This window comes from Massilia brevitalea (assembly GCF_030711405.1).
GTDB classification, from domain to species: Bacteria; Pseudomonadota; Gammaproteobacteria; order Burkholderiales; family Burkholderiaceae_D; genus Telluria; species Telluria brevitalea.
Genome location: NZ_JAULSI010000001.1, coordinates 186,306 through 212,148, shown reverse-complemented (window position 1 = coordinate 212,148; position 25,843 = coordinate 186,306). Strand labels below are relative to the sequence as shown.

General features: G+C 67.1%; 16 protein-coding genes and 1 tRNA gene. 10 read left to right on the top strand and 7 right to left on the bottom strand.

The window, feature by feature from the left end; genetic code table 11:
* Positions 1–105 precede the first annotated feature (105 nt).
* Both rpoD and QWL29_RS00795 read left to right on the top strand, forming a co-directional pair.
* Positions 106–2,334, top strand: a complete 2,229-nt coding sequence (gene rpoD, locus QWL29_RS00800) for an RNA polymerase sigma factor RpoD (protein WP_305820983.1) — start codon at positions 106–108, stop codon at positions 2,332–2,334.
* A 131-nt stretch (positions 2,335–2,465) separates the two neighbouring features.
* Positions 2,466–2,544: transfer RNA gene (locus QWL29_RS00795), tRNA-Ile, on the top strand.
* 80 nt (positions 2,545–2,624) lie between these two features.
* On the opposite strand, the gene QWL29_RS00790 is transcribed toward QWL29_RS00795, so the two are convergent.
* Genes QWL29_RS00790 through QWL29_RS00780 form a run of 3 tightly spaced genes read right to left on the bottom strand, consistent with a single transcriptional unit; the run spans position 2,625 to position 9,161 of the window.
* A complete protein-coding gene (locus QWL29_RS00790; protein WP_305820982.1) occupies positions 2,625–3,239 on the bottom strand; it encodes a hypothetical protein in 615 nt (204 codons plus the stop codon).
* A gap of 55 nt (positions 3,240–3,294) precedes the next feature.
* Complete coding sequence (locus tag QWL29_RS00785; protein WP_305820981.1) at positions 3,295–3,930, bottom strand: hypothetical protein; 636 nt, start codon at positions 3,928–3,930, stop codon at positions 3,295–3,297.
* On the bottom strand, positions 3,927–9,161 hold the full coding sequence (locus QWL29_RS00780) for an RHS repeat-associated core domain-containing protein (protein WP_305820980.1): 5,235 nt from the start codon (positions 9,159–9,161) through the stop codon (positions 3,927–3,929). Before QWL29_RS00780 ends, QWL29_RS00785 begins: the two co-directional genes overlap by 4 nt.
* A gap of 394 nt (positions 9,162–9,555) precedes the next feature.
* Between QWL29_RS00780 and QWL29_RS00775 the strand changes: the two genes are divergently transcribed.
* Complete coding sequence (locus tag QWL29_RS00775; RefSeq protein ID WP_305820979.1) at positions 9,556–12,453, top strand: trypsin-like peptidase domain-containing protein; 2,898 nt, start codon at positions 9,556–9,558, stop codon at positions 12,451–12,453.
* A 149-nt stretch (positions 12,454–12,602) separates the two neighbouring features.
* Positions 12,603–14,741: a putative bifunctional diguanylate cyclase/phosphodiesterase gene (locus QWL29_RS00770; RefSeq protein WP_305820978.1), complete on the top strand. Its 2,139-nt coding sequence runs from the start codon at positions 12,603–12,605 to the stop codon at positions 14,739–14,741.
* On the opposite strand, the gene QWL29_RS00765 is transcribed toward QWL29_RS00770, so the two are convergent.
* Positions 14,738–15,724 (bottom strand): ribonuclease Z, encoded by a 987-nt coding sequence (locus tag QWL29_RS00765; protein ID WP_305820977.1) that lies wholly within the window; start codon positions 15,722–15,724, stop codon positions 14,738–14,740. The genes QWL29_RS00770 and QWL29_RS00765 overlap by 4 nt on opposite strands.
* Before the next feature lie 105 nt (positions 15,725–15,829).
* On the opposite strand from QWL29_RS00765, the gene QWL29_RS00760 reads away from it, so the two are divergent.
* A complete protein-coding gene (locus QWL29_RS00760; protein ID WP_305820976.1) occupies positions 15,830–16,207 on the top strand; it encodes a hypothetical protein in 378 nt (125 codons plus the stop codon).
* A 1-nt stretch (position 16,208) separates the two neighbouring features.
* Here the strand turns inward: QWL29_RS00760 and QWL29_RS00755 are convergent, their stop codons facing one another.
* Positions 16,209–16,577 (bottom strand): YbaN family protein, encoded by a 369-nt coding sequence (locus QWL29_RS00755; protein ID WP_305820975.1) that lies wholly within the window; start codon positions 16,575–16,577, stop codon positions 16,209–16,211.
* A 231-nt stretch (positions 16,578–16,808) separates the two neighbouring features.
* On the opposite strand from QWL29_RS00755, the gene QWL29_RS00750 reads away from it, so the two are divergent.
* Positions 16,809–18,701, top strand: coding sequence for a diguanylate cyclase domain-containing protein (locus QWL29_RS00750; RefSeq protein WP_305820974.1), 1,893 nt, complete (start codon positions 16,809–16,811; stop codon positions 18,699–18,701).
* A 28-nt stretch (positions 18,702–18,729) separates the two neighbouring features.
* Here QWL29_RS00750 and QWL29_RS00745 read toward each other — a convergent pair whose 3' ends face one another.
* Positions 18,730–20,013, bottom strand: coding sequence for a cytochrome P450 (locus QWL29_RS00745; RefSeq protein ID WP_305820973.1), 1,284 nt, complete (start codon positions 20,011–20,013; stop codon positions 18,730–18,732).
* A 371-nt stretch (positions 20,014–20,384) separates the two neighbouring features.
* Between QWL29_RS00745 and QWL29_RS00740 the strand changes: the two genes are divergently transcribed.
* Positions 20,385–21,356, top strand: a complete 972-nt coding sequence (locus QWL29_RS00740) for a homocysteine S-methyltransferase family protein (RefSeq protein ID WP_305820972.1) — start codon at positions 20,385–20,387, stop codon at positions 21,354–21,356.
* 40 nt (positions 21,357–21,396) lie between these two features.
* On the opposite strand, the gene QWL29_RS00735 is transcribed toward QWL29_RS00740, so the two are convergent.
* A complete protein-coding gene (locus QWL29_RS00735) occupies positions 21,397–23,694 on the bottom strand; it encodes a CHASE domain-containing protein (protein ID WP_305820971.1) in 2,298 nt (765 codons plus the stop codon).
* 213 nt (positions 23,695–23,907) lie between these two features.
* Between QWL29_RS00735 and QWL29_RS00730 the strand changes: the two genes are divergently transcribed.
* From QWL29_RS00730 to QWL29_RS00720, 3 genes are all read left to right on the top strand, one after another.
* The gene (locus tag QWL29_RS00730; RefSeq protein WP_305820970.1) at positions 23,908–24,372 is read left to right on the top strand and encodes a cupredoxin domain-containing protein; all 465 of its coding nucleotides are present in this window, start codon (positions 23,908–23,910) and stop codon (positions 24,370–24,372) included.
* Between the two features lie 89 nt (positions 24,373–24,461).
* Entirely contained in the window at positions 24,462–25,082 is a 621-nt protein-coding gene (locus QWL29_RS00725) for an LON peptidase substrate-binding domain-containing protein (RefSeq protein WP_305820969.1), read from the top strand.
* Between the two features lie 7 nt (positions 25,083–25,089).
* A complete protein-coding gene (locus tag QWL29_RS00720) occupies positions 25,090–25,827 on the top strand; it encodes an anti-sigma factor family protein (RefSeq protein WP_305820968.1) in 738 nt (245 codons plus the stop codon).
* Positions 25,828–25,843 lie beyond the last annotated feature (16 nt).

Below are 25,843 nucleotides of genomic sequence, written 5' to 3'. Positions count from 1 at the left end.
GTTTGCAGGGTGTTGTAAGGTAATAAAACTTTATCTTTAACCATCGTAAAGTTCGTCGTCGTGACATCGAAAGCGCCTGTGCCAACCAAGAAACCCGAACCCCAAGTGGCTGCCAAAACCACCAGAGCGTCCGCCAAGGCGGACAACGCGCAAGACAAGGCGGAAGTTCGCACGAATGCAGCGCCTGTCGTCAGCCAGACCACCGATGCCGCCACCCTGGCCGCCATCGACACGTCGGGCTACGTGCTGCCGACCGTCAAGGTCCCCGGGCGGCGCGGACGCAAGCCGAAGGAATTCACGCCCGAGAACGATGAGGTCGCTGCGCTGAACGCCGTCGAACGTGCCGAACTGAAAGCCGTCGACAAGGCCAAGGCCAAGGACCGCAAGGCCAAAGAAAAAGCCTTGCTGAAAGACGCGTTTTCGTCCGATACCGAAGCGAGCGAAGAAGAGCTCGAGATCCGCCGCCAGAAGCTCAAGGCGCTGATCAAGTCCGGCAAGGAACGCGGCTTCCTGACCTACTCGGAAATCAACGACCACCTGCCCGACAACATCGTCGACCCGGAAGCGATCGAAGGCATCATCGGCACGTTCAACGACATGGGCATTGCTGTCTACGAACATGCGCCCGATGCCGAAACGCTGCTGCTGTCCGATAACGTTGCCACCGTCACCAGCGACGACGAAGCCGAGGCCGCCGCCGAAGCAGCACTCTCGACCGTCGACTCCGACTTTGGCCGCACCACCGACCCGGTACGCATGTACATGCGCGAAATGGGTTCGGTCGAGCTGCTAACGCGCGAAGGCGAAATCGAAATCGCCAAGCGCATCGAGGACGGCCTGCGCGACATGATCCAGGCGATTTCCGCCTGCCCGGTGACGATCGCCGAAATCATTTCCGCCGCCAACCGCATCGAAGCCGACGAGATCAAGATCGACGAAATCGTCGACGGCATGGTCGACGAAGAAGCGCCGGAAGAAACTTCGCCGAGCGCCATTGGCCCGGGCGCTGGCGACAGCGACGAGGACGAGGAAGAAGACGCCGAGGACGAAGAAGAGGGCGAGGAAGAAGAAGCTGCCGCCAGCACCGGCGCGGCCGGCTATTCCGCCGAGCAGCTCGAAGCCCTGAAGGCCTCGGCCCTGGAAAAATTCGGCACCATCGAACAGCAGTTCGACAAGATGCGCAAGGCCTACGAAAAGGACGGCTACAACTCCAGGGCCTACGTCAAGGCGCAGGAGTCCATCTCGAACGAACTGCTGGGCATCCGCTTCACGGCGAAAGTCGTCGAGAAGCTGTGCGACACCCTGCGCGGCCAGGTCGACGAAGTGCGCCACATCGAGAAACAGATTCTGGACGTGGCCGTGAACCGCTGCGGCATGCCGCGCGCGCACTTTATTAAAGTGTTCCCGGGCAACGAGACGAACCTGGAATGGGTCGATGACGAAGTGAGCGCCGGCCACGCCTACAGCGCCATCCTCGGCCGCAATATCCCGACGATCAAGGAACTGCAGCAACGCCTGATCGACCTGCAAGCGCGCGTCGTGCTGCCGCTGCCGGACCTGCGCAACATCAACCGCCAGATGGCGGCCGGTGAAATGAAGGCCCGCAAGGCCAAGCGCGAAATGACCGAGGCCAACTTGCGCCTGGTGATTTCAATCGCCAAGAAGTACACGAACCGCGGCCTGCAATTCCTCGACCTGATCCAGGAAGGCAACATCGGCTTGATGAAGGCGGTGGACAAGTTCGAATACCGCCGCGGCTACAAGTTCTCGACGTATGCGACGTGGTGGATCCGCCAGGCCATCACCCGCTCGATCGCCGACCAGGCACGCACCATCCGTATTCCGGTGCACATGATCGAGACCATCAACAAGATGAACCGCATCTCGCGCCAGATTCTGCAGGAAACCGGCGCAGAGCCAGACCCGGCAACGCTCGCGATCAAGATGGAAATGCCGGAAGACAAAATCCGGAAGATCATGAAGATCGCGAAAGAGCCGATTTCGATGGAAACGCCGATCGGCGACGACGACGATTCGCATCTGGGCGACTTCATCGAGGACAACAACACGCTGGCGCCGTCGGATGCGGCCCTGCATGCCTCGATGCGCGGTGTGGTGAAGGACGTGCTGGACTCGCTGACCCCGCGCGAAGCCAAGGTGCTGCGCATGCGCTTCGGGATCGAGATGTCGACCGATCACACGCTGGAAGAGGTCGGTAAACAGTTCGACGTGACGCGCGAGCGGATTCGCCAGATCGAAGCGAAGGCACTGCGCAAGCTGCGGCATCCGTCGCGGTCGGACAAGCTGAAGAGCTTCCTGGAGGGGAGTAGCTGATTGTTGGCTGCGGTCTTCGTTAAAGCTTGACGGCTCTAGTGTAAAAGCAATATCCTCTCGCCACTCTGCTCCACGGTTCCGCGCCGTTGGAGCGGGTGGCGAGAGTTCTTCTAGCCACTGTCCCGATTTCTGGGCCTCTAGCTCATGCTTGGTTAGAGCAGCGGACTCATAATCCGTTGGTGCCCGGTTCGACTCCGGGGAGGCCTACCAATACAACAAAGGCTTACGCCCCCAGTCTGCGTAAGCCTTCGCTTTTCCGATTCCATTCGTCCCACCGCCGCATTTCGGTCTTATTCCCGTGCGCTGCAAGGCTTTTCAATCGCCGAATAAAAATACCGCAGCACGGCATCGCGCGTTGCCTCTTCGCTTTTCCTGAAGGTGCCAACCGTATCGTCCCAGCGGTATACCGAGTTGTACTGCTGGCAGCCATTGCCCATGCCGCGTGTCCCGTCGTTTGATCCGCCCGCATAGAGCCCCAAGACAAATGGCGCGCCTCCCTGCCTTGGAAACACCAGCCGGATATCGGTCAGGTCGACACGGAAGGTCGGCCAGGTGTCGTGGTCTTCCAGCTCCCATCCTTTCTTGCCGTTGAAAACAGACCTCCAGCCGCGCGCCTGACCCAGCACCATCAACTCATCCAGGCCATAGGCATTCATGTTGGAATTCAGAGGGTAATGGACGCCCAGGGCGTAATCGCACCAGCCATCCCCATTGAAGTCCGCCTTGATCTCGGTTGGCAGGTCATGCTTGAAGTCGACACCAAGTTTCGGCCGTTTCGCTTCAGGCATCCTGCATTGCGGCGCATCTGGTCGCAGCTCAAAGGTGTATGGCTTGGCCGCATGCACGCTTGAAGAAGCCAACATCGCCACTCCACTCATGATCGCCAACGCTGGAATACGCTTCATGTACTGAAACAGGCGAGGAGGGAATGTGATCGTCTGGCTGCCATCAGCGGCAAGTTTATTTTTTTGCGCTGCAAGGCTTCTCGATCGCCGAATAAAAGTAATTCAGCACCGCGTCACGTGTTGCATCGTCGGTCTTTCTGAAGGTACCGACCTTGTCGTCCCAGCGATGCACGGATTGATATTGATAGCAGTTTTTCCCCATGTTGCGTTTTCCTTCGTCGGGGTCACCCGCGTACAGCCCCAGCACAAAGGGCGCACCCGATTGCTTTGGAAACAGCAGCCTGATATCGGTCAGGTCGATACGGTCTGTTGGCCAAGTCCGATATTCATACCCATTCGCATCCAGCTCCCATCCTTTCTTTCCGTTGAATACCGGCTTCCAGCCATCGGCCTGCCCCAGTGCCATAAGTTGGTCCAGGCGGTATGAATTCATCTGCGAATTGCGTGGATAGGGCACAGCCAATGCATAGTCGCACCAGCCATCCCCATTGAAATCCGCCTTGATCTCGGTCGGCATGTCGTTCGCCACATCCACGCCGAGCTTGGGCAGCTTCGCCTTGGGCGTCTTGCAGGCAGGCGCGTCGGGCCGCAGTTCGATGCGAGCCGGCGGCGCAGCGTCGGCCCAGGCACAAACCGGCAACAGCACGCCCATGGCAACAAACAGCGTTGAGTAAAGCTTCATGGTCGTCATCTCAGGTTCAGGTTATTGAATTGCAGGCCCTTGGTATTGCCCAGTTCATCGGAACAGCGCAGCGAACGCCAGTCGCCGCGGCCGGCCACGCGCGTGAATTCGTTCGCGTAGTCTTGCACGTACTGGGGCACGTTGATATTCACCGCGGTGCCGCCGCTGCCGCGATTATGGGTAATCGCGGTACGCACCGCCAGGTCGTTCTCGATTTCGCGCTGGCGGGTCCGGTAGGCCTCGGTTCCCGGCGTTTCATTGTTGACGAAGCGGGCGCGGATCGCCGGCGTATTCATGATGGTTTCGAGATTGCTCTTCAGGAAGCGCTTCGAGACGAAGTTGTACGGGTCCTGGCTCTGGTACAGCCACATCAGCCAGTCGCCGAAGCTGGTGGCGCCGTTGCCGTCGAGGAGGCGGCGGGCTGCCTCGGAACCGAAGGCATTCAGGGCCTCGTTCTCGGTGCGGGCCCGGCCGCTCGGCACGAAGGCGAGCATGTCGATGAATTCCGTCATGCCAAAGCCGGTATTGCGCGTGAAACTGGCGCGCTGCGCGGCGCTCAGGCTGTTCCATGCCGCGGTTGCCTGCGCCGTGGTCCGGCCTGTGCCGAAACGGGCGCGGAAATCGCGGAAGGCGTTGCCGGCTGCTGTTGCACGGCGCTGGGCCAGCTCGGCCATGTCCGCCATGGTGCCCATGTTGCCGTTGGGTAGCTGTACCGCGGTGTTCAGGCGCAGCTGGGCCAGTTCGGCGGGCGTCAGCTGGGGGACCAGGTCGTTCAAGGTGCGCAGGAAGGTTTCGCTCACGAACTGGGTGCGCCCGTAGCTGGCGTAATACGAATGCCCGTTCAGCGTGATGTCGGTCGCACTGCGGCAGCCATTGTTGGTGCTGCAGTCGCGGTAGATGGCCGACGGCGCGGGTGACTCCTGCATCTCGGCCGCGGCTTCGAACTTCATCACGCGCCGGCGCTCCGCGTCGTTGGCGTAGGTGACCGGCACCGTGGTCGGGCGGTTGCAGTTGAGGATGCGCTGCACGTTGGCCTGGTTACCGGTCGTTCCGGCCACGGCGGGCTCCACCTGGCGTGTGACGTTGATGTCGGCCTCGCCCGGGGCGAAGCGGATCGCGGGCAGCAGGGGATTGCGGGCGGGACAGACATTGCCGAACAGGCGGGTTCGGTCGGCGGTGATGTAGGTTGCGATCAGCTTGGCCGCCTTGTCGTCGTCCATCTCGACCGTGAACTCGGCAAGGCTGATCAGGTTATTCCCGTAATGGCTGAGGAAGGCGCTTTCCTGGCCGGCGCCATTCCAGGTTTGCGCCGGGTTCGCCGCATTGAAGTTGCCGCCCACGTCGACCAGCAGGGCCGTGTGGTTGGCCGCGTAGGTGTTGCGGGTCTGGCCCAGCGGATTCAGGCCGGGGCCGGCGGCAACGTTGTCGACGATGAAGGCCCAGCGCGCCCTGGTGAATCCCTGTTCGGTGCCGATTGCCTGGCCGTTGGCGCCGGTGGTGATGGCGAAGTAGCGGATGCGCGCCGCGCCGTCGGGGTCGAAGTATTCGTCCGGCTGGCCGCCGGCATAGGCGTACAGGTCGAGCAGCAGCGGCGTTGCCAGGCCGCTCAGGGCATCGCCCACGCCGACCGGGTCGGGACTGAGGAAGCGTCCGCTGGCCGGGTCGAAGTAACGCGCGCCGTGGTAGACCAGCCCGCTGTCGTCGTCATGGTACTGGCCCACGTAGCGCAGCGGCTGGTGCTGTGCGCTACCGGCCTGCAGCGACACCTGCATCAGGCTGCCCACCGGGCGCGGCTCCTGCCAGACGGTCTCGCCGTGTTCCGACATGCTCAGCACCTTGCCGACGCGGTCGGTATGCAGGGCACGCGCCGGTGCGCCGAACAGCCAGTTCTTGAAGCGCTGCCACAGCGATGCCGTGCCGAGATCGAACTGGGCCAGGGGCCGCCAGCCGAGCCAGGCGTAGGCGTAACGCATGGCGCCGTGGGCGTCGGCCTCCGCCACCAGGCGGTTGCTGTCGTAGAACGAGAGCGTAGCGACTGTCTTGCCCTGCGCATCCGTCACCAGCTTGGCCACGCGCTGGCCGAGCGCGTCGTACACATAGCTGCTGCTGCCCGCGGCCCTGGCGCTGTGGGCAAGCTGGCCGGCGGCGTTCCAGGTCAGGCGCTGCGGTCCCCCGATGGTGGTAATGCTGGCGGGCAGGCCGGCCGCATCGGCGCCGGCGCCCGGCGTGCCGGGCAAGCCGGAGGTTTCTCCCGCTGCATCGCCCAGCACCTCACCCATCGCCGCAATCTGGCGCAATGGGCTGGCCGCTTGCGGCGCACCGGCCTCCTGCGGCGGCGCATCGAAATGATCGGCGCTGCCGTCGCCGTGCACGATGTCGGTGGCAAACTGCTGCTGCCAGCGCATGCTGCCGACCACGGTGTTGCCGCCGCCCAGGCTGGCGGGCAGGGCGCCGCCCGTGGACAGGCCAACGGGCATGCCTTTCTTGTCGAGCTGTTGCAGCAGTTCGAGCTGTTTGCCCTGGTGATCCGTGACCACCTGCGCGATCAAGCGGCCCTGGCCGTCATGGCGCCAGCCTTGCGTCATGACGACAGGCGCCGGCATGGCAAGCGCCAGCTTTCCGGCCGGTTCGATGCGCAGGGTGCGGCTGAGCATCAGGCCGCGGCCGTCGTAGGCCGTCTGCGTGACGCGCCGGCCATCGGCATCCTCGATCCGCTGCTCAACCGGGCGCATGCCCTGGTAGCGGTAGGCCAGGGTCTGCTCGGACGCGGTGGCGCCGGGCAGGAAGCGTTGCAGCGATTCCAGGCGCCCGGCGTTGTCCCAGCGCGCCTTTTGTACGGCGCCGCGCGGGTCGCGCAGTTCGACGATGCGTCCGGCGGCGTCGTAAGTGGCGATCTGCCAGCCCTGGCCCGGGTTGCGGATGGCGCTGACGCGGCCGAAGTCGTCCACCAGGCGCACCGCTTGCGCGCCGTTGGCGCTGAACGCCTGGATCATCGATTCGGCGGCGGTGCCGATCGGTCCCCAGGCAGCGTCCAGGGCGCGCACGCCCCCGGCATCGGTCCAGGCGACGGGGCGTTTCAGGCTGTCGGTTTCGACGCTCCCTGCGCGCAGGGCTGCCGGCAGCGCCGCGCCTTCGGCAGATGCGTCGTTCGATGCTGAGGTTGATCCATTGACCGCTGCTTTGGCCGATTCCGCGGCAGACGGCGCAACCGTACTGCCGTCAGGCCGGATCATCGCGGTCACGCGGCCGCCGAGGTCGAAGCGGTAGCCGGTGACCTGGGTCAGCGCCGTTTCGCCGCTCCCGTGGACGACGCGGATGTCCTGCGGCTGGCCGCGCCAGTCGTAGCGCACGGTGGTGGTGCGCAGCAGCGTGCCGTCGTTCGTGCGCACGACGGTCGGGCGCAGGGCGGCGTCGCGTTCCAGCACCTCCGTCCTCATGTTGCCGGGCAGCGTGGTACGCACCGGCAGCTTGTTTTTCGGGTCGTATTCCGTGAGCGTGATGTCGCTGTTGGCGGGCCCGGCGCCGCGCGTGGCATTCGGCAGCGGGCCGTCGGCGAGGGTTTGCTGGCCATACGCGTTGTAGCGGTAGGACATGGTGCGGGCGATCGCCACGAAACCGGCCGCATCGGGCGACGGCGCGAAGCCGCGCTCCGTGACCTCGACCGGCAGGCCGGCAGCGGGGCCGCTGCCGGCATAGCGCACCAGGGTCAGGTGTTCCTTGCCCGGTATCACGCTGGGGCGGCCGATCAGCGCTGGCTGGGTGCTGGCGCCCGCGTACTCGAAGCGGCGCTGCCAGTGCGAGGACACCCGCTTGCCGTTGCGGTAGATGACGCGGGTCAGGCGCACCGTGCGTCCGAGCTGGTCGAGCACGGCTTCGGTCGAGGCGACAGCTTGTCCGCTCGCATCGAGCGTGGTGGTGCCGGTCAGGCGGCCGTCGCGGTCGTAGTCGTAGCGCACGTTCGTTTCGCCGCAGTCGGCGCAGCCGGGGCCGCGCACTTCGAGCAGGCGATACCCGGCGCCGCTGACGGTGTGGCGGAACACGGTCTGCTGGCCGTGCTCGTTGGTGACGACCGTGGCGCCCGGACGGCTGTGGTCCAGGGTGACCTGGCCTACACCGGTGCCGGCGGCCAGTCTTGCCGGCTGCATGAGGGCGCCGTCGGCGGCGCGGGCCAGCCGGGCCGGCAAGCCCCTGACGGAGAGATTGCCTTTGCCGTTGCCGTCGTAGCCATAGGTGGCGATGCGCTGCCAGCGCGGCGGCGCGGCGCCGCCGCCGCTCAGTTCGCTGATGCCGGTAAGCAGCGTGGGAAAGCGCGCGTCTTCGTAGTGGTAGGTTCTGGCGCCGGCTGGGAACTTCACCATGCGCAGGTTGGCGCGCAGCAGGGCAGGGTCGTCGCCCGCTCCTTTCGGCAACGGGCTGCCGTAGCTGTAGGCGAAGCGGCCGACCGGGCTGTCGATGGCTTGCAGGCCGCGGAAGTTGCCGCCCGCATCGCGCTTGCCGGCGTGATGCAGGCGCAGGCTGCGTCCCTGCGGATCGGTCACGGTGCGCAGCAAGCCCTGGGCGTCGTATTGCAGGGTCACGAATTGCCCGCCGGGTGCGAGGATCTGCACCAGCTTGCCCTTGGCGTCGAAGCTGAGTTCGCGGCCATTGGGCCAGCGCCAGACGTACTCCTTGCCGCGGCTGGTCTGCACTTCGGTCAGGTGGCCGTCCGCCGGGTTGCGGCTGGCGCACAGCGCCGGGTTGTCCGGGTCGCGCTCGAAGATGATGCGGGCGCCGTCGGCCTGGATGACCTGGAACGCATTGCCGGTGACGTGCAGTTCCGTTTCGTACGACAGTTTCCAGCCGCGTCCGACCAGGTTGGTGGAGTGGTTGGGCCGGCTGAAAGTGCTGTTGTAATGGCGGACGATTTCCAGCCCGAGGGTGCCGGGCAGCGCCGCCATGTCGATTTCGCGCTGGTATTTGTTGCCGTTGATGATATTGATCGGATTGCCGGCGCCGATGTTCAGGCCGTCGGAACTGTCGGCCGAGGCGGGGCCTTCGGCGCCGCAGGTCGATCCGCCGTTGCCCGGGCCGCAGGTGCCGGGTGGCGCCGGCGGCAGGGTCGGAGGGATGCCGGGTACGCAGCTGGAGTTCGGCGGGCAGGCGGGCGGCAATTCGAAACCGGGAATCTGGGCATGGACAGCTGTGCTCAGCAGTAAAGTTCCAAGGAAAAAACGGCGCGTTCTGGAGAGTAATTGTTTCATGTGAGCAGACTCGGCTTTCGACAGGAAAAATGCACTGGCTTGCAGCCGAGCCAATATACCCTGAGAAAGTTGCCCGGAAATTCACGCTTTGTCACAAAACAAGTAACAATTTTGTAATTAGGTGTAGCAAGACATGCGATCGCCAACTCGGTGAGGAAATTGAATTTCTGCACCGCAAGCGTCCTTGTCGTAGGCGAATACATAGCCCAAATTACAACGCACGACCTTGCTCCATCTCACCCATTTGCTAGACTAATCCGACCCTCCATATGCGCAACGCATAACGACGAGTGCACGCTTCGGCGCAGCACCGCGCGACGGCCCGGCACCGATGAAGTCCTTGCCGGCCCGGGCTCCTCTTTTGTTTGCACCAGCAACCATGCAGGAGGAAATCATGCTGAATCACATGGAACGGGTCAGCCGGGTACGCGCCATGCTGCGCCAGCTGTCCCCGGGCGACGATCTCGACTCGTTGCCCATCCCGCCACCCGACTGGAGCGGCGATCTGCGGCCGTTCGAGGCCAGTGGCGACCACCGCCCCGGCGCCGGGCCGCAGTTCGGCTACAACGACGCCCTCGAGGGCATGCGCAAGCTGAAGGAGCAGCGCGACGACCAGGTCAGCCCCGCCGAATTGTTCGGCGTCGAGGCCATCGTGCTGGCCCACGACCGGCCGGCCGTGTTCGTGCGCGGCGGCACCTACGACCAGCTGGGCGGCGTCTGGAGCGAGCTCGACACCAAGGAGATGCGCAACCGCATCGATCCGCTGCTGGGCGCGGTCGGCCGCATCGAATTGCCGAACATGTATACGGTGCCGTATGGCGGCACCGGCTTCCTGGTCGGCCCGCAACTGTTGATGACCAACCGTCACGTGGCGCGCCTGTTTGCCGAAGGCCTGGGCCTGGAGGGATTGATCTACCGGCCGGGCGACGCCCTGGTCGACTTCGAATGCCAGGTCGACAGCGACCCGGCCCAGGCCACCTACATCACGGTCGACCGTGTGCTGATGATCCATCCCTACTGGGACATGGCCCTGCTGCAGGTGAGCGGCTTGCCGGCCTCGGCCCAGCCCTTGACGCTGTCGGTGCGCGCCCCCGAAGACCTGCTCAACCGCGACATGGTGGCGGTCGGCTATCCGGCGCGCGACGACCGCAACGACCTGGCCTTGCAGGACCGTATCTTCGGCGGCGTCTACAACGTCAAGCGCCTGCAGCCGGGCAAGGTGCGGCGCCGTACCCGCGTGCGCAGCTTCGAGAACGAGGTGCAGGCGATGGTGCACGACAGCTCGACCCTGGGCGGCAGCTCGGGTTCGTCCGTGATCGACGTGTCCACCGGCCACGTAATCGGCCTGCATTTCGCCGGCGAATATTTGAAGGCGAACTATGCGGTGCCGAGCTACGAGCTGGGGCGCGACGCCCGCGTGCTCGATGCCGGCGTGCAGTTCGACGGCCGCATCGGCGTGACCGACCTCTGGCAGCCGTCCTGGATTGTCGCCGATGGCCGGCAATCGGCAGGCCGGGTGTTCGAAGCGCCGCAAGGGCAGGGGGCCGCGCGCCCGGCGCCGTCCTTTGCCCAGCCGGCGGCGGGCGACACCGGCGCGCTGCAGATTCCGATCAACTTGCGCATCACGGTCGACGTCGAGGGCTTGCCGCAAGTCGATATCGGCAGGCCCGAGGAACGCGCCATGGCCCGGCCCGGCGCCAGGCCGGCGGCGCGCGGGCGCGGGCGTGTGTCGATGCGGGAATTGACCGACATGATGCGCGACCCGAGCATCGCCGAAGCCGAGCTGCGGCCCTACTTCAAGGGCGCCCCCGAGCTGGCGAAACCCTTTTCGCCGGGCATCATCCTGAACCCGGAACTGGTCGACATCGCCCCGCCGCGCGACAACGTAGAAGGCGCGATGGCCATGTCCTGGGCGAATGGCCTGAGCCGCATGCGGCGCCAGGCTGCCTTCCAGGCGCGCATCGCCACCGGCGACCGCAAGCCGGTGCTGGTGTCCGAAGGCGATTCCTGGTTCCAGTTCCCGGTGCTGTTGTCCGACGTGATCGACGGGCTTGGCAGCGACTACAACGTGTGGAGCGTGGATGCCGCCGGCGACACGCTGCAGAACATGGTCTTCGATTCCGCCGAGTACATGCAGGCGCTGCGCCGCAACGCCGGCAACGTCAAGGCCTTCCTGTTTTCCGGCGGCGGCAACGACATCATCGGCGCGGATGGGCGCGGCAAGCCGGTGGTCACGCAAATCCTCAAGCGCTTCCAGGCCGGGCAGCCGGCCGGCTGGTATCTCGACACGCCGGCGCTGGAGCAGAAGCTGCGCTTCATCGAGGATTGCTACCGCCGCGTGCTCGACAACGTGGCGCGCGAGTTTCCCACGCTGCCGGTGCTCTGCCACGGCTACGATTACGCGCTGCCGGGCGGCGCGCCGGGCGAGACGCGCAACCCGAGCTGGGCTGCGGTCGACAAATGGCTGGGGCGGCCGATGCGCGAGGGTCTCGGCATCGACGACCCGGGCCTGCAGCGCGCCATCGTGCACGAGCTGATCGACCGCCTGAACCTGGTCTTGCAGCGCCTGTGCGGGGCCAGCTATCCGACCGGGCTGTTCCGGAATGCCTGGCACGTCGACGTGCGCGGCACCGTCGGTGGCCGCTGGGCCGACGAGCTGCATCCGACCGACGCCGGCTTCGCCTCGGTGAGCGGGCTGTTCGGCGGGACGCTGCGCAAGGCCCTGCGCATGCCGCAGGAGGGCGTCGCGCCGGAGATGCGGGAAGAGACGCCCACGCCGAACATCGGCGACGATGTCGGCGAGATGGCGCCCGGCGCCACTGTTGAATTGGCGCCGCTGTCGTATTCCTACGTCGACTCGGCCCGTCCGTGGCGCCTGGCGCGGGCGATCACGGCCCTGCGCGAGGAGGTCAACCGCCAGGCGCCGAACCGCAGCAAGGCGAGCGACGGCACCATCGGCGACGCCGCGCACCGCTCGCGCGACTCGGACCACAATCCCTGGATCGAGGATGGCAACACCGGCGTGGTGTCGGCGGTCGACATCACCCACGATGCGGCCGGCGGCTGCAGCGCGGAAACGCTGGCGCAGTCGCTGCAGTCGGGACGCGATCCGCGGGTGAAATACGTGATCTGGAACCGGCGCATCATGAGTTCGTATGCGCAAGGCAGCGTCGCGCCCTGGGTCTGGCGCAGCTACGGCGGCTCGAATCCGCACACGAAGCACGTCCACATTTCGCTCAATGCCGACAAGAGCGACTATGATTCGACGGCGCCGTGGCGGATTTCGGTGTAGAGCTTGGGGTGGACGGCCATGCCGTCCACCCTGAACGCGGCATGCTTATCGGAAATATTTTGATCTGCCTCAAGAACTGATTCAATTATCTGCGTCATCCTTGCGTTCGCTCAATGAATGCAGGCAGCGTCCCACCGACGCCTCCACCGATGACCAGAAAAAAATACGAACAGGCCGGCCGCCTGGAACTCTCGGGCCTGAAGAATTACGCGGAACAAGTGCTCACCAGCCTGCCATCCGGCGTGATGGTGATCGATACCGCGCGCCAGGTGCGCACCATCAATCCGGCGATGTGCGCGATGCTGGGCGTACCGGCGCCGGCCGGGGACATCGACGTCGGCGACTTCCTGCACCTGCCCGAGCTGTGCGAGCGCATCGACGTCGGCCTGCGCGCGCCCGATTACAGCGAGGAGCTGATGCTGACGCTGCCCGCCGAGCTGGCGTCGCTGGAACCGCGCTACCTGCGCTGCGCCCTGTCGCGCGCCTGGCTCGACGGCGAGAACCTGCTGCTCCTGATCGCCGAAGACCTGACCGTGCCGATGCGCGCCAAGGCCGCGCTGCGCGACAGCGAAGAGCGCTTCCGCATCGCCTTCGACCACGCCGCCGTCGGCCTGGCCCAGGCCGCGCGCGACGGGCGCTGGCTGCGCGCCAACCGCAAGTTCCAGGAGATCGTCGGCTACAGCGAGGAAGAATTGAAAACCATGAGTTTCCGCGACATGTCGCTGGAGGGAGAGATGCCGGCCAGCGAAGCCTCGCTGCGGCTGTTGCTGGCGGGAGAAATCCCGAGCTATGCCATCGAAAAGCGCTACGTGCGCAAGGATGGCGAGCCGGTGTGGGTGAACGTGGCGGTGTCGCGCATGGTGTCGAGCGGCGCCGACGTGAACCTCATGATCGTGGTCGAGGACATTTCCCGGCGCAAGCAGTACGAGCACGAGTTGCGCCACATGGCCAGCCACGACGTGCTCACCGGCCTGGCCAACCGCAGCCTGCTGATGGACCGCCTCGACCAGGCGCTGGCGCTGGCGCACCGCTCGCGGCACCAGGTGGCCATCCTGTTCATCGACCTCGACCGTTTTAAAACCATCAACGACAGCCTCGGCCATGAAGCGGGAGATCATGTGATCGTCGAGGCGGGGCGGCGCCTGGCCGGCATCGTGCGCGAGGGCGACACGGTGGCGCGCCTCGGCGGCGACGAATTCGTGGTGCTGATGCCGGACATCGCCGACAGCAGCGCCGCCGCCGTGCTGTCGGCCAAGTTGCTGGAAGCCTTGCTGTTGCCGATGAACGTGCTCGGCCACGAATTCTCGCCGGTGGGCAGCATCGGCATCAGCCTCTATCCGCGCGACGGCGTCGACAGCAATGCGCTGTTGAAGAATGCCGACGCCGCCATGTACCGCGCCAAGGAACTAGGCCGGGGCAATTTCCAGTTTTATACCGAAGAGATGAATGCGCGCACCCTGGACCGCCTGCGCATGGAAAGCGGCCTGCGCCGTGCTATCGAGCGCCACGAATTCGTGCTGCATTACCAGCCGCAGATCGACCTGGCCACGGGCGAGCAGGTCGGCGTCGAGGCGCTGCTGCGCTGGTGTCCGCCGGGTGGCGAGCCGGTGGGGCCAGGCGACTTCATTCCGATTGCCGAGGAGACCGGGCTCATCGTCGAGATCGGCGCCTGGGTGCTGCGCGCCGCCTGCGAGCAACTGGTGGCCTGGCGCGAGGCGGGCTTGCCGCCGATGACCGTCGCCGTGAACTTGTCCGCGCGCCAGTTCCACCAGCAAAACCTGGTCCAGCTGGTGGGCCAGATCCTGGCAGAAACCGGCTGCGACGCCGCCCAGCTGGAACTGGAAATCACCGAAAGCGTGGTCATGGCGGACCCGGCCGGCGCCACCGCCACCCTGCAGGAGCTGGCCGACATGGGCGTCAGCCTCTCGATCGACGACTTCGGCACCGGCCACTCCAGCCTGAGCTACCTGAAGCGCTTTCCGATCCACGCCTTGAAGATCGACCGTTCGTTTGTGCGCGACCTGACCACCGATGCCGACGACGCGGCGATTGTCTGCGCCGTGATCGCGCTGGCGCACACCATGCAATTGAAGGTGATCGCCGAGGGCGTGGAAACCGAGGAGCAACTGAATTTCCTGCGCGAGCACGACTGCGACCAGTTCCAGGGCTTTTTCTACAGCCCGCCGGTCAGCGCCGAGCAATTGCGCCGCGCGATGGAAGGGCGCCGCCGCGCGCACCTGCGTACTTTTGTCGCGCCGTCGACGCGGCTGCGGCTGGCGGGGAATTAACGCGGCGCTGCTTGCGGGCCGGACGTCGGGCTGGCCGGGCTGGCCGGCACGAGCGTCAGTTCGCCATGCCGGTCGAGCGCATAACGCTCCAGGTCGCGCGCCAAGAACAGCCGGCCGCCGTAGGCCGCGCGCGCTTCCTGTTCGATCTCGCCCAGCTCGTGGTAGCGCGGACTGAAGTGGGTCAGCACCAGGTTCGGCAGCTGCGCTTCGCGGGCGAAGTCGGCCACCATCTTTGCCGAGCTGTGCATCGGGGCCGGGCCGACCTTCTCCAGCACCGCCTCGGTATAGGTGGCCTCGTGCACCAGCACGTCGGCGCCGGCTGCCGCGTCCGCCAACAGCGACGGCGTGGCGTTGTCGCCGGCGACGATGAGCTTGCGCGGCCTGCGCGGCTGCTGGATGTAATCAAGGCTGCGCACCGGCCTGCCATCCGGCAGCACGATGTCCTGGCCTGCCTGGAGTTGTCCCCAGCCGGGGCCGGAAGGGATGCCGTCGCGGCGCAATTTGTCGATGTCGAGACGGCGTTCGACCTGCTTTTCAGTGAAGCTGTAGGCAAAGGTCGGCACCCGGTGCGCCAGCTCGGTGGTGCGCACCGCCAGGTCGGGCAGGGCGTCGATGGCCATCGCTTGCTCGACGTCGATGAAGTCGATGGCATACGGCAGGGTCAGCTCGGTGGTCTCGCGTACCGCGTTCACGAAGCGCCGCGCCGAGGGCGGGCCGACAATCAGCAGCGGCGCGGTGCGGTTCAGCAGGCCGGCGCTGGCCAGCAGGCCGGGCAGGCCGTAGCAGTGGTCGCCGTGGATGTGGGTGATGAAGATCGCCGTCAGGCTCATCAAGGAGTAGCCGGTGCGCAGGATGCGGTGCTGGGTGCCCTCGCCGCAGTCGACCAGGACCCAGGATCTGGCGCCGGCGCGCAGGGCCAGGCCGGTGACGTTGCGGGCCCGCGTGGGCGTGCCGGCCGAGGTGCCGAGAAACTGGAATTCCATTGCTGCTCGCTGTTCGTGGATATCGCTTACGATTATCGGACAAAACCGGCGGCGCGGCCTTGCACGCCTGGCTTCATGGCAGTGTCTCACTACGGCGAAAGAATCATGCATCTACGGAACAACGAACTCGACGAGGCCTGCCTGGCGCTGGCGCGCATCCTGCTGGCGCGCCACAACAGCGTATCGCACGACATCCTCGATACCGTCACGACCCGCCTGCAGCAGGACGCAGCGCGCCACGCCGACTACGTGCAGCAGCTCGGGCGCGACCCCAACATGGTCACGCGCGCCGTGCTCTACCTGAACGATACGCATGCCCATCCCGAGCTGGGCAGCGATACGGCCTGGTTCCGGCCGATGCTGGCGTGTTTGCTGGAACTGGCCGCGCCCAGCCTGGCCTTGTCGAGCGCCGGCGCGGCTTTCCTGAGGGACGTCGAAGAAGGCGTGGCGCAGTCGATTGCCGACAACGACGCCGGCATGTGATTCAGCGGCTGGTGCGCAGCGTCGGCAAATAGCGCCACAAATACAGGCTGACGCTGGCGCCGATCAAGACCAGCGCCACGCGCAGGCCCAGGTGCTCGAAGCGCAGGATGGCCACCAGCAGCGAGCTCCACATCATCACCGAGGCCACGATCTTGGCGCGCAGCGGGATGCCGTGGCCGGCCTCGAAGTTGCGCAGGTAGACGCCGAACACGCGGTGGTTCAGCAGCCAGCCGTGGAGGCGGTCCGAGCCGCGCGCGAAGCAGGCCGATGCCAGCAGCAGGAAGGGCGTGGTCGGCAACAGCGGCAGGAACAGGCCCAGGATGCCGAGCAGCAGGGCCAGCACGCCGAGAATATTGAAGAGCAGTTTCATAAGGTCGCAGAAGGTATGGACGCATTATGCATGACCGGATAGCGATGAAATAATATTTCGTCAAATCCGGCAGTTTGAAAGAATATTTCACCCAATCAGCATAAAGCGGCGCTGTGAAACAACGAAACCGCGGGTTTTACTTGCCGCACAGATACTTCAGCTATAAAATTTCTATGTAATTTTTCGTCAACAGTCGTCAAGCCGGCCTCCATCGCCGGGTTTTCCCCGGCCATGTCCCACCAGTTCGACACCTCGCTGCGTTTTGTCCGCGCCGCGCGCGCCTATTTCCATGGCCGCGTGCTGCTGCGTCTCGCCTTGTTCCTGGCGCTCGCGCTGCCGCTGGCCTGGCTGGCGATTTACCGCGCCCATGTCGAACTGCGCGCGACCGCGCACGAGGAAAGCAGCCGCAACGTTCAGAATTTGTCGCACGCCTTTGCCGAGGAAGTGCGCTCGACCGTGACCTCGATCGACCTCTCGCTCAGCCAGCTGCGCCTGAGCTGGCTGCGCAATCCGGCCCAGTTCGGCGCCATCGTCGCCGAGCTGAATACCCACTTGCAGGGCCAGCTGCTGGTCAACGTGATCGTTACCGACGCGCGCGGCATGGCCGTGTTCTCGAGCGCCGGCAAGCTCACCACGCCGGTCGACCTGAGCGACCGCGACTACGTGCGCGCCGCCCTCGACAGCGGCGGACGCGATCAATTGGCCATCGGCCAGCCGCGCAAGGGCCGCATCTCGGGCCTGTGGTCGGTGCAGTTCTCGCGGCCCATCGTGCGTGCCGACGGCAGCCTGGCCGGGGTCATCGTCGCTGGCGTGGCGCCGAGTTATTTTTCGCGCTTTTACGACAGCATCGACCTCGGCACCGATGCTTCGATCTCGCTGGTGCGCAAGGACGGCATCGTGGTCGCGCGCACCACGCGCAACCAGCATGCCCAGGACAGCGGCCGCGTGCTGACGGGCACGCCGTACGCGCCGGGCAGCGGTCCCTATGGCAGCTTCCACCGCGTCAGCCGCCTGGACGGCATCGAGCGCTACTATGGCTGGCGCACGCTGTCCGAATACGGGCTGGTGGTCACGGTCGGCCAGGCGGTGAAGGATGCCCAGGCGCGCTACGCCGGCCAGCGCAGGCTGCTGCTGCGGGTTGGCGCCGCGGTGTCGCTGCTGCTGGTGCTGGGCGCCTGGATCGCGCTGACGGCCTCCGACAGCCGGCGCCGCGCCGTGGCGGCCCTGGCCGCGGCCGAGGCGCGCTGGCAGCTGGCGCTGAACGCGGCCGGGGAGGGCGTCTGGGATTTCAGCTTTGCCAGCGGCATGGTCACGCTCTCGCCAAGCGCCCAGGGCATCGTCGACGCGCCCGGCGTGCTGCAGCCCTTCGACCGCGCCGCCTTCCGGCGCATGGCCCATCCCGACGACACCGCGGGCGTGCTGCGCGGGCTCGACGAGCATCTGCAGGGCGCCACCCCGCACTACGCCGGCCAGTACCGCACCCGGCTCGGCAACGGCAACTGGCGCTGGATTTTAGTGCGCGGGCGCGTGGCCGAGCGCGCGCCGGGCGGGCGTCCGCTGCGCATCGTCGGCACCGTGGCCGACATCGATGCCCGCAAGCTGCAGGAAGACGAGATCCGCCACCAGGCCCACCACGACATGCTGACCGGCCTGCCGAACCGCCTGCTGTTCAACGACCGCCTGCGCCAGGCCCTGCTCGGCGCCGAGCGCGAGGGCGGCAAGCTGGCCGTCCTCTTCTTTGACCTCGACAAGTTCAAGCCGGTGAACGATACCCATGGCCACGCGGTCGGCGACTTGCTGCTGCAACAGGTAGCGACCCGGGTGCGCTCGGCGCTGCGCGCGTCCGACACCCTGGCGCGCATCGGCGGCGACGAATTCGTGGTGCTGCTGCCGCGCATCGGCGCGGCGCCGGATGCGCGCGGCGTGGCCGAGGACATCCTCGCGCAGCTGAACCGCCCCTTCTTCAACGACGGCCTGAGGCTCGATATTTCCGGCAGCATCGGCGTGGCGGTGTATCCGGACAGCGGCGCCAGTGCGGAAGAGCTGATGCGCAGCGCCGACGGAGCGATGTACGACGCCAAGCTGCAGGGCCGCGCCTGCATTGCGGTGCGCTCCGCGGCGTGATGCACGGGCCTGGCCAGGGAGTGCGGCCTCAGCGCGCCGGCCGCAGCGCTTCCATCACGAAGCCGCTGGCCGGCAGGGTTGGCATGCGTGCCAGGTCGATGCCCAGGTCTTGCGGCGGCACCTCGTAGGCGATCTCGGCCGCCAGCAGGCGCAGCGTCGCCTTCGTGATGTCAATCGTTGCCATTTCGCCCGGGCAGCGGTGGCCGTTCGCGTAATCGCCGCCGCCCTGGGCCACCAGGTTGTAGCCATTCTCCGCGCCGCTGTCGAAACGTTCCGGACGGAAGACCTCGCCGTCGCTCCAGCTGCTCGGGTGGCGGTTGGTGCCGTAGATGTCGAGCAGCACCCAGTCGTTCTTCGCGAAATGCAGGCCTTCCCAGTCGAAGGGCTGCAGCACGCGCCCGCCGATGGCCGGGAAGAAGGGGTAGAAGCGCCGCACTTCCTGCACGAACATGTGCAGGGCCGCATCGTCGCCGCTCGCCAGGCGCGTGCGCCATTCCGGGAACTGGTGCATGGCCAGGGCGCCGAAGACGATGTAGCGCGCCACCGCCACCACCGGACGCAGGATGTTGATCAGCTCCACCGCCGCATGCTGGGTCGACAACACTTCGCCATCGGCGTCAAGGTGGAAGGCGATTGCCGCCGCCGGGCTGTCGGGGTCGATCGGCGCACCCAGGCGGATCGCCTTGATGTGTTCGCAGGCCCATTGCTCGGTATGGCGGCGCAGGGCCTGGCCCATCCAGTTGCGCGGGCCCACGGCGCCGGCGCCGTCGATCATGGCCGAGAACTCGGCGGTGCGCAGCACCATGTCGTCTGCGCTGTGCAGGGGCACGCCGGCCCAGGAGCAGGCGGCGCGGCACAGCACGGCCTGCGCTTCCTGGATCAGCACCACCTGGCGCGTGCGCGCCCAGCGCCAGAACTGGGCGCGCCATTCGGCTTCGATGATGGCTACCAGGCGCGCGCGCTGCTCGGGCGACTGCAGACGCATCATCAGCGCCTTGCGCACGCGGTGCGCTTCGCCGTCGAGCCCCTGGGTGCCGCCCTTGTCCTGCAGCAGCGCCAGTGCAGTCGGCGGAATCGCCCCCTTGCGCGTGAAGCGGCCGGGCTGGTAGAACATGCGCGCGGCAGGCTCGCCGCGCACGCAGACCACGCGTTTCAGCATCATGCGCGTGCTGAAGATGTCGGACCCCAGCGCGTCGCAGCGGTTGCCGATGAAACGGTAGCCCTCGCTCAGGAGGGCGAAGGAATTGTCGAAGCCCTCTGCCTGGGGGATGGCGCGGTGGACCGGCAAGGCGGGCTGACTGAGCTCGTGCATGGCATTCTCCTTTACCCGCCGAGTGTGCCAGAGCCCGGGCGCGCGCAATGTGCGCCAGCGCCCTTATGGCCGGGATTGACGGGTGAACGCAACGGTTTCGCGGACAGATGCCAGGCGGTAGGGTGGGCACTCGTGCCCACGCGGGCTCACCGTGTGCTCAAACGCGCCATCGACTGAGCATATGGATCTCCGCAAAACGTTTCGACACGCAACGGTGCCATACCGCGTGGGCACAAGTGCCTTTCGCGGCCCGGCCCACCCTACGCGTACGAGCCACCTTGCGCAATGTCAGCCGTGCTCCACACGGTTGCGGGAACCACGCAAGCACTCGCGCATTCCAAGCATGAAGCACTTCTTCCCGAGGAGACCCCATGAGCCGCTACCGCAAGCGCCTGCCCCAGCTCGGCGGGCGGCTGTTCCTGTCCGATGTCGGGCTGGAAACGATGCTGAGCTTCCAGCAAGGATTCACGCTGCCTTCGTTCGCCTCCTTCGTGCTGCTGCGCGACGCGCGCGGGCGCCAGGCCCTGCACGACTACTTCGCACTGTTCGCGCGCATGGCCCACGAGCATGGCCTGGGCGCGGTGCTGGAAACGCCCACCTGGCGCGCCAACCGCGACTGGGCGCGCACCCTCGGCTACAACGCGCTCGAACTGGCCGAGGCCAACCGCGCCGCGGTCGCCTTGCTGGCCGAGGTGCGCGAAGGCTGGGACAGTCCATCCACCCCGATCGTCATCAGCGGCAACATCGGCCCGCGCGGCGACGGCTACCGCGCCGACCGCCGCATGCCCGCCGGCGACGCGCGCGACTACCACCTGGCCCAGGTCGCCACGTTTGCCGGCACCGAGGCCGACATGCTCGGCGCCTTCACCATGACCTACCCCGAGGAGGCGATTGGCGTGGTCGACGCCGCCGCGGCCTGCGACATGCCGATCGCCATTTCCTTCACCCTCGAGACCGACGGCCGCCTGCCGTCGGGCGATGCCTTGTCCGACGCCATCCTGCGCACCGACGCCGAAACCGGCGACTACCCCCTCTATTACATGATCAATTGCGCCCACCCGAGCCACGTCGAACCCGCGCTGGCGGAAGAGGGTCTCTGGCGCGCGCGCATCCATGGCCTGCGCGCGAACGCCTCGCGCCGCAGCCATGCCGAGCTCGATGAAGCGTTGGCGCTCGACGACGGCGACCCCGAGGAATTGGGCGAGGAATACCTGGAACTGCGCACGCTCTTGCCGCAGATGAATGTGGTGGGCGGCTGCTGCGGCACCGACGAGCGCCACGTCGAGGCAATCGCGCGCAGCCTGGTGCGTCCCGCGCCGCAGCCGCAGCCGCAGCCGGTCTAGGGCGGGCGCCAGCCGGGCGCGCCGCGGCTATGAAGTGGCGCTAAGGAAGCGGCTGTAACGAAGCAGCCGCACCGGCCCCGTCCGCGCAGCGCGGCAAATAGATGCTGACCGTCGTGCCTGCACCCGGCACGCTCGCCAGCCGGATATGTCCGCCGCTCTGCTTGACGAAGCCGTGCGCCATCGACAGGCCGAGCCCGGTGCCCTTGCCCTCGGGCTTGGTCGTGAAGAAGGGCTCGAAGGCGCGTTCCATTACCTCGGGCGGCATGCCCTGGCCGGTGTCGGACACCGCCACCAATACATAGTCGCCGGGCAGGATCTCCGGGTCGAGGCCGGCGCCGTCGATGCGGGCGTTCTCGAGTCGGATCGTTACCCGGCCGCGGCCGTCCATGGCGTCGCGCGCATTGATGACCAGGTTGAGCAGCACGTTTTCCAGCTGGTTCGGGTCGACCAAAGTCGGCCACAGGGCGCCTGCGCCGTCGCCGTCATCCGCGCCGGCGCTGCGGTCAATCGCCACCGCCTCGCCGGCGGCGCGCTGCAGCAGGCTGTCCATGCGGTCGAGCAGGCGGTCGACCTGGACCAGGCTCGGGTGCAGCGGCTGGCGCCGTGCAAAGGCGAGTAACTGCGCCGCCAGCCTGGCGCCGCGCTCGACCGCGTCGAGGATGCCGTGCAGGCGCTTCTCGCTGTTGTCGCCGGTTTTCAGCATCAGCTGGACGTTGGCGCTGATGATGTGCAGGATATTGTTGAAGTCGTGGGCCACGCCGCCGGTCAGCTTGCCCACCGCTTCCAGCTTCTGCGAACGCGCCAGCGCCGTGCGCGCTTCGTCGAGGCGCAGCTGGCGCAGCCGTTCGCGTTCTTCGGCTGCCTTGCGCGGACGCAGGTCGCGCACAAAAGCGCTGGCGCCCTTGCCGACTTCGAGCGGCAGCAGGGCCACCACGATTTCCACGGGAATGAGGGTGTCGTCGCGCGCGCAGGCGTTCAGCTCGGCCGGCTGGCCGGGCACGATGGGCTCGCCGTCGGCAGCGCGGAACTGGGCAAAGCCCTGGCTGCCGGGCAGGCGCGCCGGCGCCGGCAGCAGCAGGGCGCCCGCATCCTGGCCGATGGCGTCCTGCGCGCTCCAGCCGAACAGGGCGGCGGCCTGGGCATTCCAGTCGGTGATGCGGCCGTCGGCGTCGAGTGCGACAAAGGCATCGTAGGCGTTCTGCAGGATCACGTGCATGCGCGCTTCCTCGGCCGCGATGCGCTCGTAGGACTGGCGCAGTTCCAGCGTCATGGCGCGCGCCAGCTGCACCGCGCGCCGCCGCGAGCTGGCCAGCAGCCAGACCACCAGCCCCAGCAGGAAAGCCAGGCCGATGCCGGTGACGGCGATCACGTGCGGGCGGCGGGTGTCGAGCCGGGCTTCGAAGCTCGGCGACGAGGCGATTTCAATGGTCCACTGGCGGCCCGAGATCGTCGCCTGCAGCGTGCGCCGCAGCAGCGGGGCGCGCCAGGCGGCCTGGGTCTGGGTACGGAACAGCAGGTTCGCCGGCGCCGCCTGCGCACCGTCGTGGATCGCCACTTCCAGGTCGGCCGCATGGGCGCCGCCGACGCCGCGCATCAGGTCGTTCATGCGGAAGGGGGCATACACCCAGGCGACGATGGCGGCGCGGCGCCCCTCCACGGTGGCGGTGGGCATGCCTTCGCGGTACACCGGCAGGTACATCAGCACGCCGGCCTGCGGGTTGCTCGCTTCCTGCACCAGCACCACCTTGCCCGACAGCGCCGCCAGGCCGCTGTCGCGCGCGGCGGCCATGGCGCGCTGGCGCACCGGTTCGCTGTACATGTCGTAGCCGAAGGCGCGCAGGTTGCGTCCAGTAAAGGGTTCGATGTGGGTGACCGAGCTCAGCACAGGGCGAGGACCATCCGGATGCACGGCGTAGCCGGGAAAACCCTGGGCCCGCATGGCCGCCTCGTGGGCCGCCAGCCTGGCCGGCGGCACGATGGTGGCGATGCCGAGCGCTTCGATGCCGGGGAAATGTTCCTGCAGATTTTGCAGGCGGAAGTAATCGGCAAACTCCTGCCGGTCGACCTCGGCGCTGCCGCGCATGAAGCCGCGCGCGCCGCGCAGCACCTGTTCATAGACGGCCATGCGGCGCACCGTGGCGGTGACGAGGTCGTGCGCGCGGTAGTCGAACTGGGCGGACAGGTCGGCCGCCGTGTCGCGCCGCGCACCGCTCCAGGCAATCCAGGTGACCAGCAGCGACAGCGCGAACACCAGCCCGGCCAGCACCAGGGGACCCCATCCCCGGCGCGCCGGCGCGCGGGAGATGGGGCTGGGCTGGTCGGGGTCTGGACGCTGCATGTAGTGGCTGGCCGTGCGTCCGTCTGGACGAAATGAACGAGGGGTTGGTAGGTGCCGCCAGCATACGCAGGTCGAGGGCGCCGGGGCGCACGGAAGCAGGGCGGCAAAGCGTGCCGCCAGGGGTTTTCCCGCGCGCCGGATTTTACAGGAATCAATGTTCCCGGTATAAAATCGACCGCTGCATGTCGCCGGCATGCTGTCCATGAGGAACCGATGCATCCCGTATTCCGCCGCTACGCGCCGCTCTGGGCGCTCGCCGCCTGCGTGCTGCTGGCGCTGCTGTGGGGCGCGCTGGCGCCGCTGCGCTACCCCAGCCACGAACGCCTGTTCGAGATTCCCCCGCATGCGCTCGATCCGGCGGCCCAGCCCGGCGCCCGTCGCGCCGCGCTGCCGCGCATGATGCAACTCACGCTCGGCGTGCAGGACGTGCTGCTGCTGCGCAACCGCGACCGCGTCGCCCACGTCTTCGGGCCGCTGCACCTGCGCCCGGGCCAGGAATTCCGCCTGCCTTTCGGGCAACTGGGCGACTATGCGTATGCCTGCCCGGCGGTTGCCGGCGGAGAACTGCTGGTGCGCGTGGTGCGCCTGCCCGACCCCGGATGGGAACGCCTGCGCTGGCGCATTGCAGCGCTCGGCCAGACCCTGCGCCACCTGCCGCTGGTGGCGCCGCAGGGCTGACGCGGGGTTGATCCGGAGCCACGCCGGGCACGATCTGGCGGGCAGGCAATCGTGCAGCGGTCCGGGAAGCGATTCTGTCATCATGGGTCATGGCCACGATTTCCTTACCCCTGTTCCCGCTCAGCACGGTGCTGTTCCCGGACGGCGTGTTGCCGCTGCAGATCTTCGAGGCGCGCTACCTCGACATGATGAGCCGCTGCCTGACCGAGGACACGCCTTTCGGCGTGGTGCTCCTGACCGAGGGACATGAAGTGCGCCAGCGCGGCGGCCAGCCCGAGCGCTTTGCCGAAAGCGGCACCCTGGCCACCGTCTGCGACACCACCGCCACCACGCCCGGCCTGCTGCAGGTGGTCTGCCGCGGCGGCGCACGCTTCGAGGTCAAATCGTCGCAACAACGATTGAACGGATTGTGGATGGCGGAGGTCGAACTCGTCGAGGGCGATCATGCTGTGCCCATTCCCGCCGAATTGCAGGGTGCGGCCGATGCGCTCGACCGGGTGCTGGGTTCCCTGCAAGACGTGCCCCAGGAACGCTGGCCGGTACAGCCGCCGTTCCGGCTCGACGATTGCGGCTGGGTAGCGAACCGCTGGTGCGAGCTGCTGCCCTTGCCGAATGGAGGGAAACAGAATTTGCTCATGCTCGACAATCCGGTGATCCGGCTCGAGCTCTTGCACGACGTGCTGGACGAACATGGCCTGATCACATCCTAGCGATCCCATGAAATTCTCCGACGAACTCTTACTTGCATTCGTCAACGGCGAGCTGGCCGAGCCGGAGCGCGCCGCGGTCGAACGCGCCATCCGCGCCGACCCGGCGATCGCCGCGCGCGTGGCCCAGCACCGGGCCCGGCGCAGCCGCGTGTATGGCGTTGTCGCCGGCGGGCGCGAGGGCGCAGGCCATGCCCATGCGGGCGGACACCATGGCGGCGCCAAGGTGGTCCAGCTCGACACCATCCGCGCCGCGCGCCTGGGCCTGCTCGCCACGCCGCCGCCGGCGCCCGCCTGGACCCGCCGCCACCTCGGCGCCGTGGCCGCCGCGCTGGCGCTGGGCCTGGTGGCCGGCGGCGCCGGCTGGCATGCCTTCCAGGGCGATGCCGCGCTCGCTTCGCTGAATGACGGCAGCGGCGCCCTGGTGGCGCAAGGCAGCCTGGCCGAGGCCCTGAGCGCCCAGCTGGCCAGCCCCGGGCCCTCGGGCCGGATACGCATCGGCATCAGTTTCCTGGGCAAGGACGGGCGTTACTGCCGCAGCTTCGTGATGGACACCACCGCCGGGCTGGCCTGCCGCGACGGCGCGCAATGGAAGATGCCGGTGCTGGTGCAGGGCGCCGCGGGAGCGGCCTGGATGGATGGCACCGTGCTGCCGCCGGCGGTGCTGGCCGCCATCGACGCCCGCATCGACGGCACGCCGCTCAGCTCGGCTGCCGAGCGCACGGTGCAGGCGCGCGGGTGGCGCTGAACGGCGTGCCGGTGCG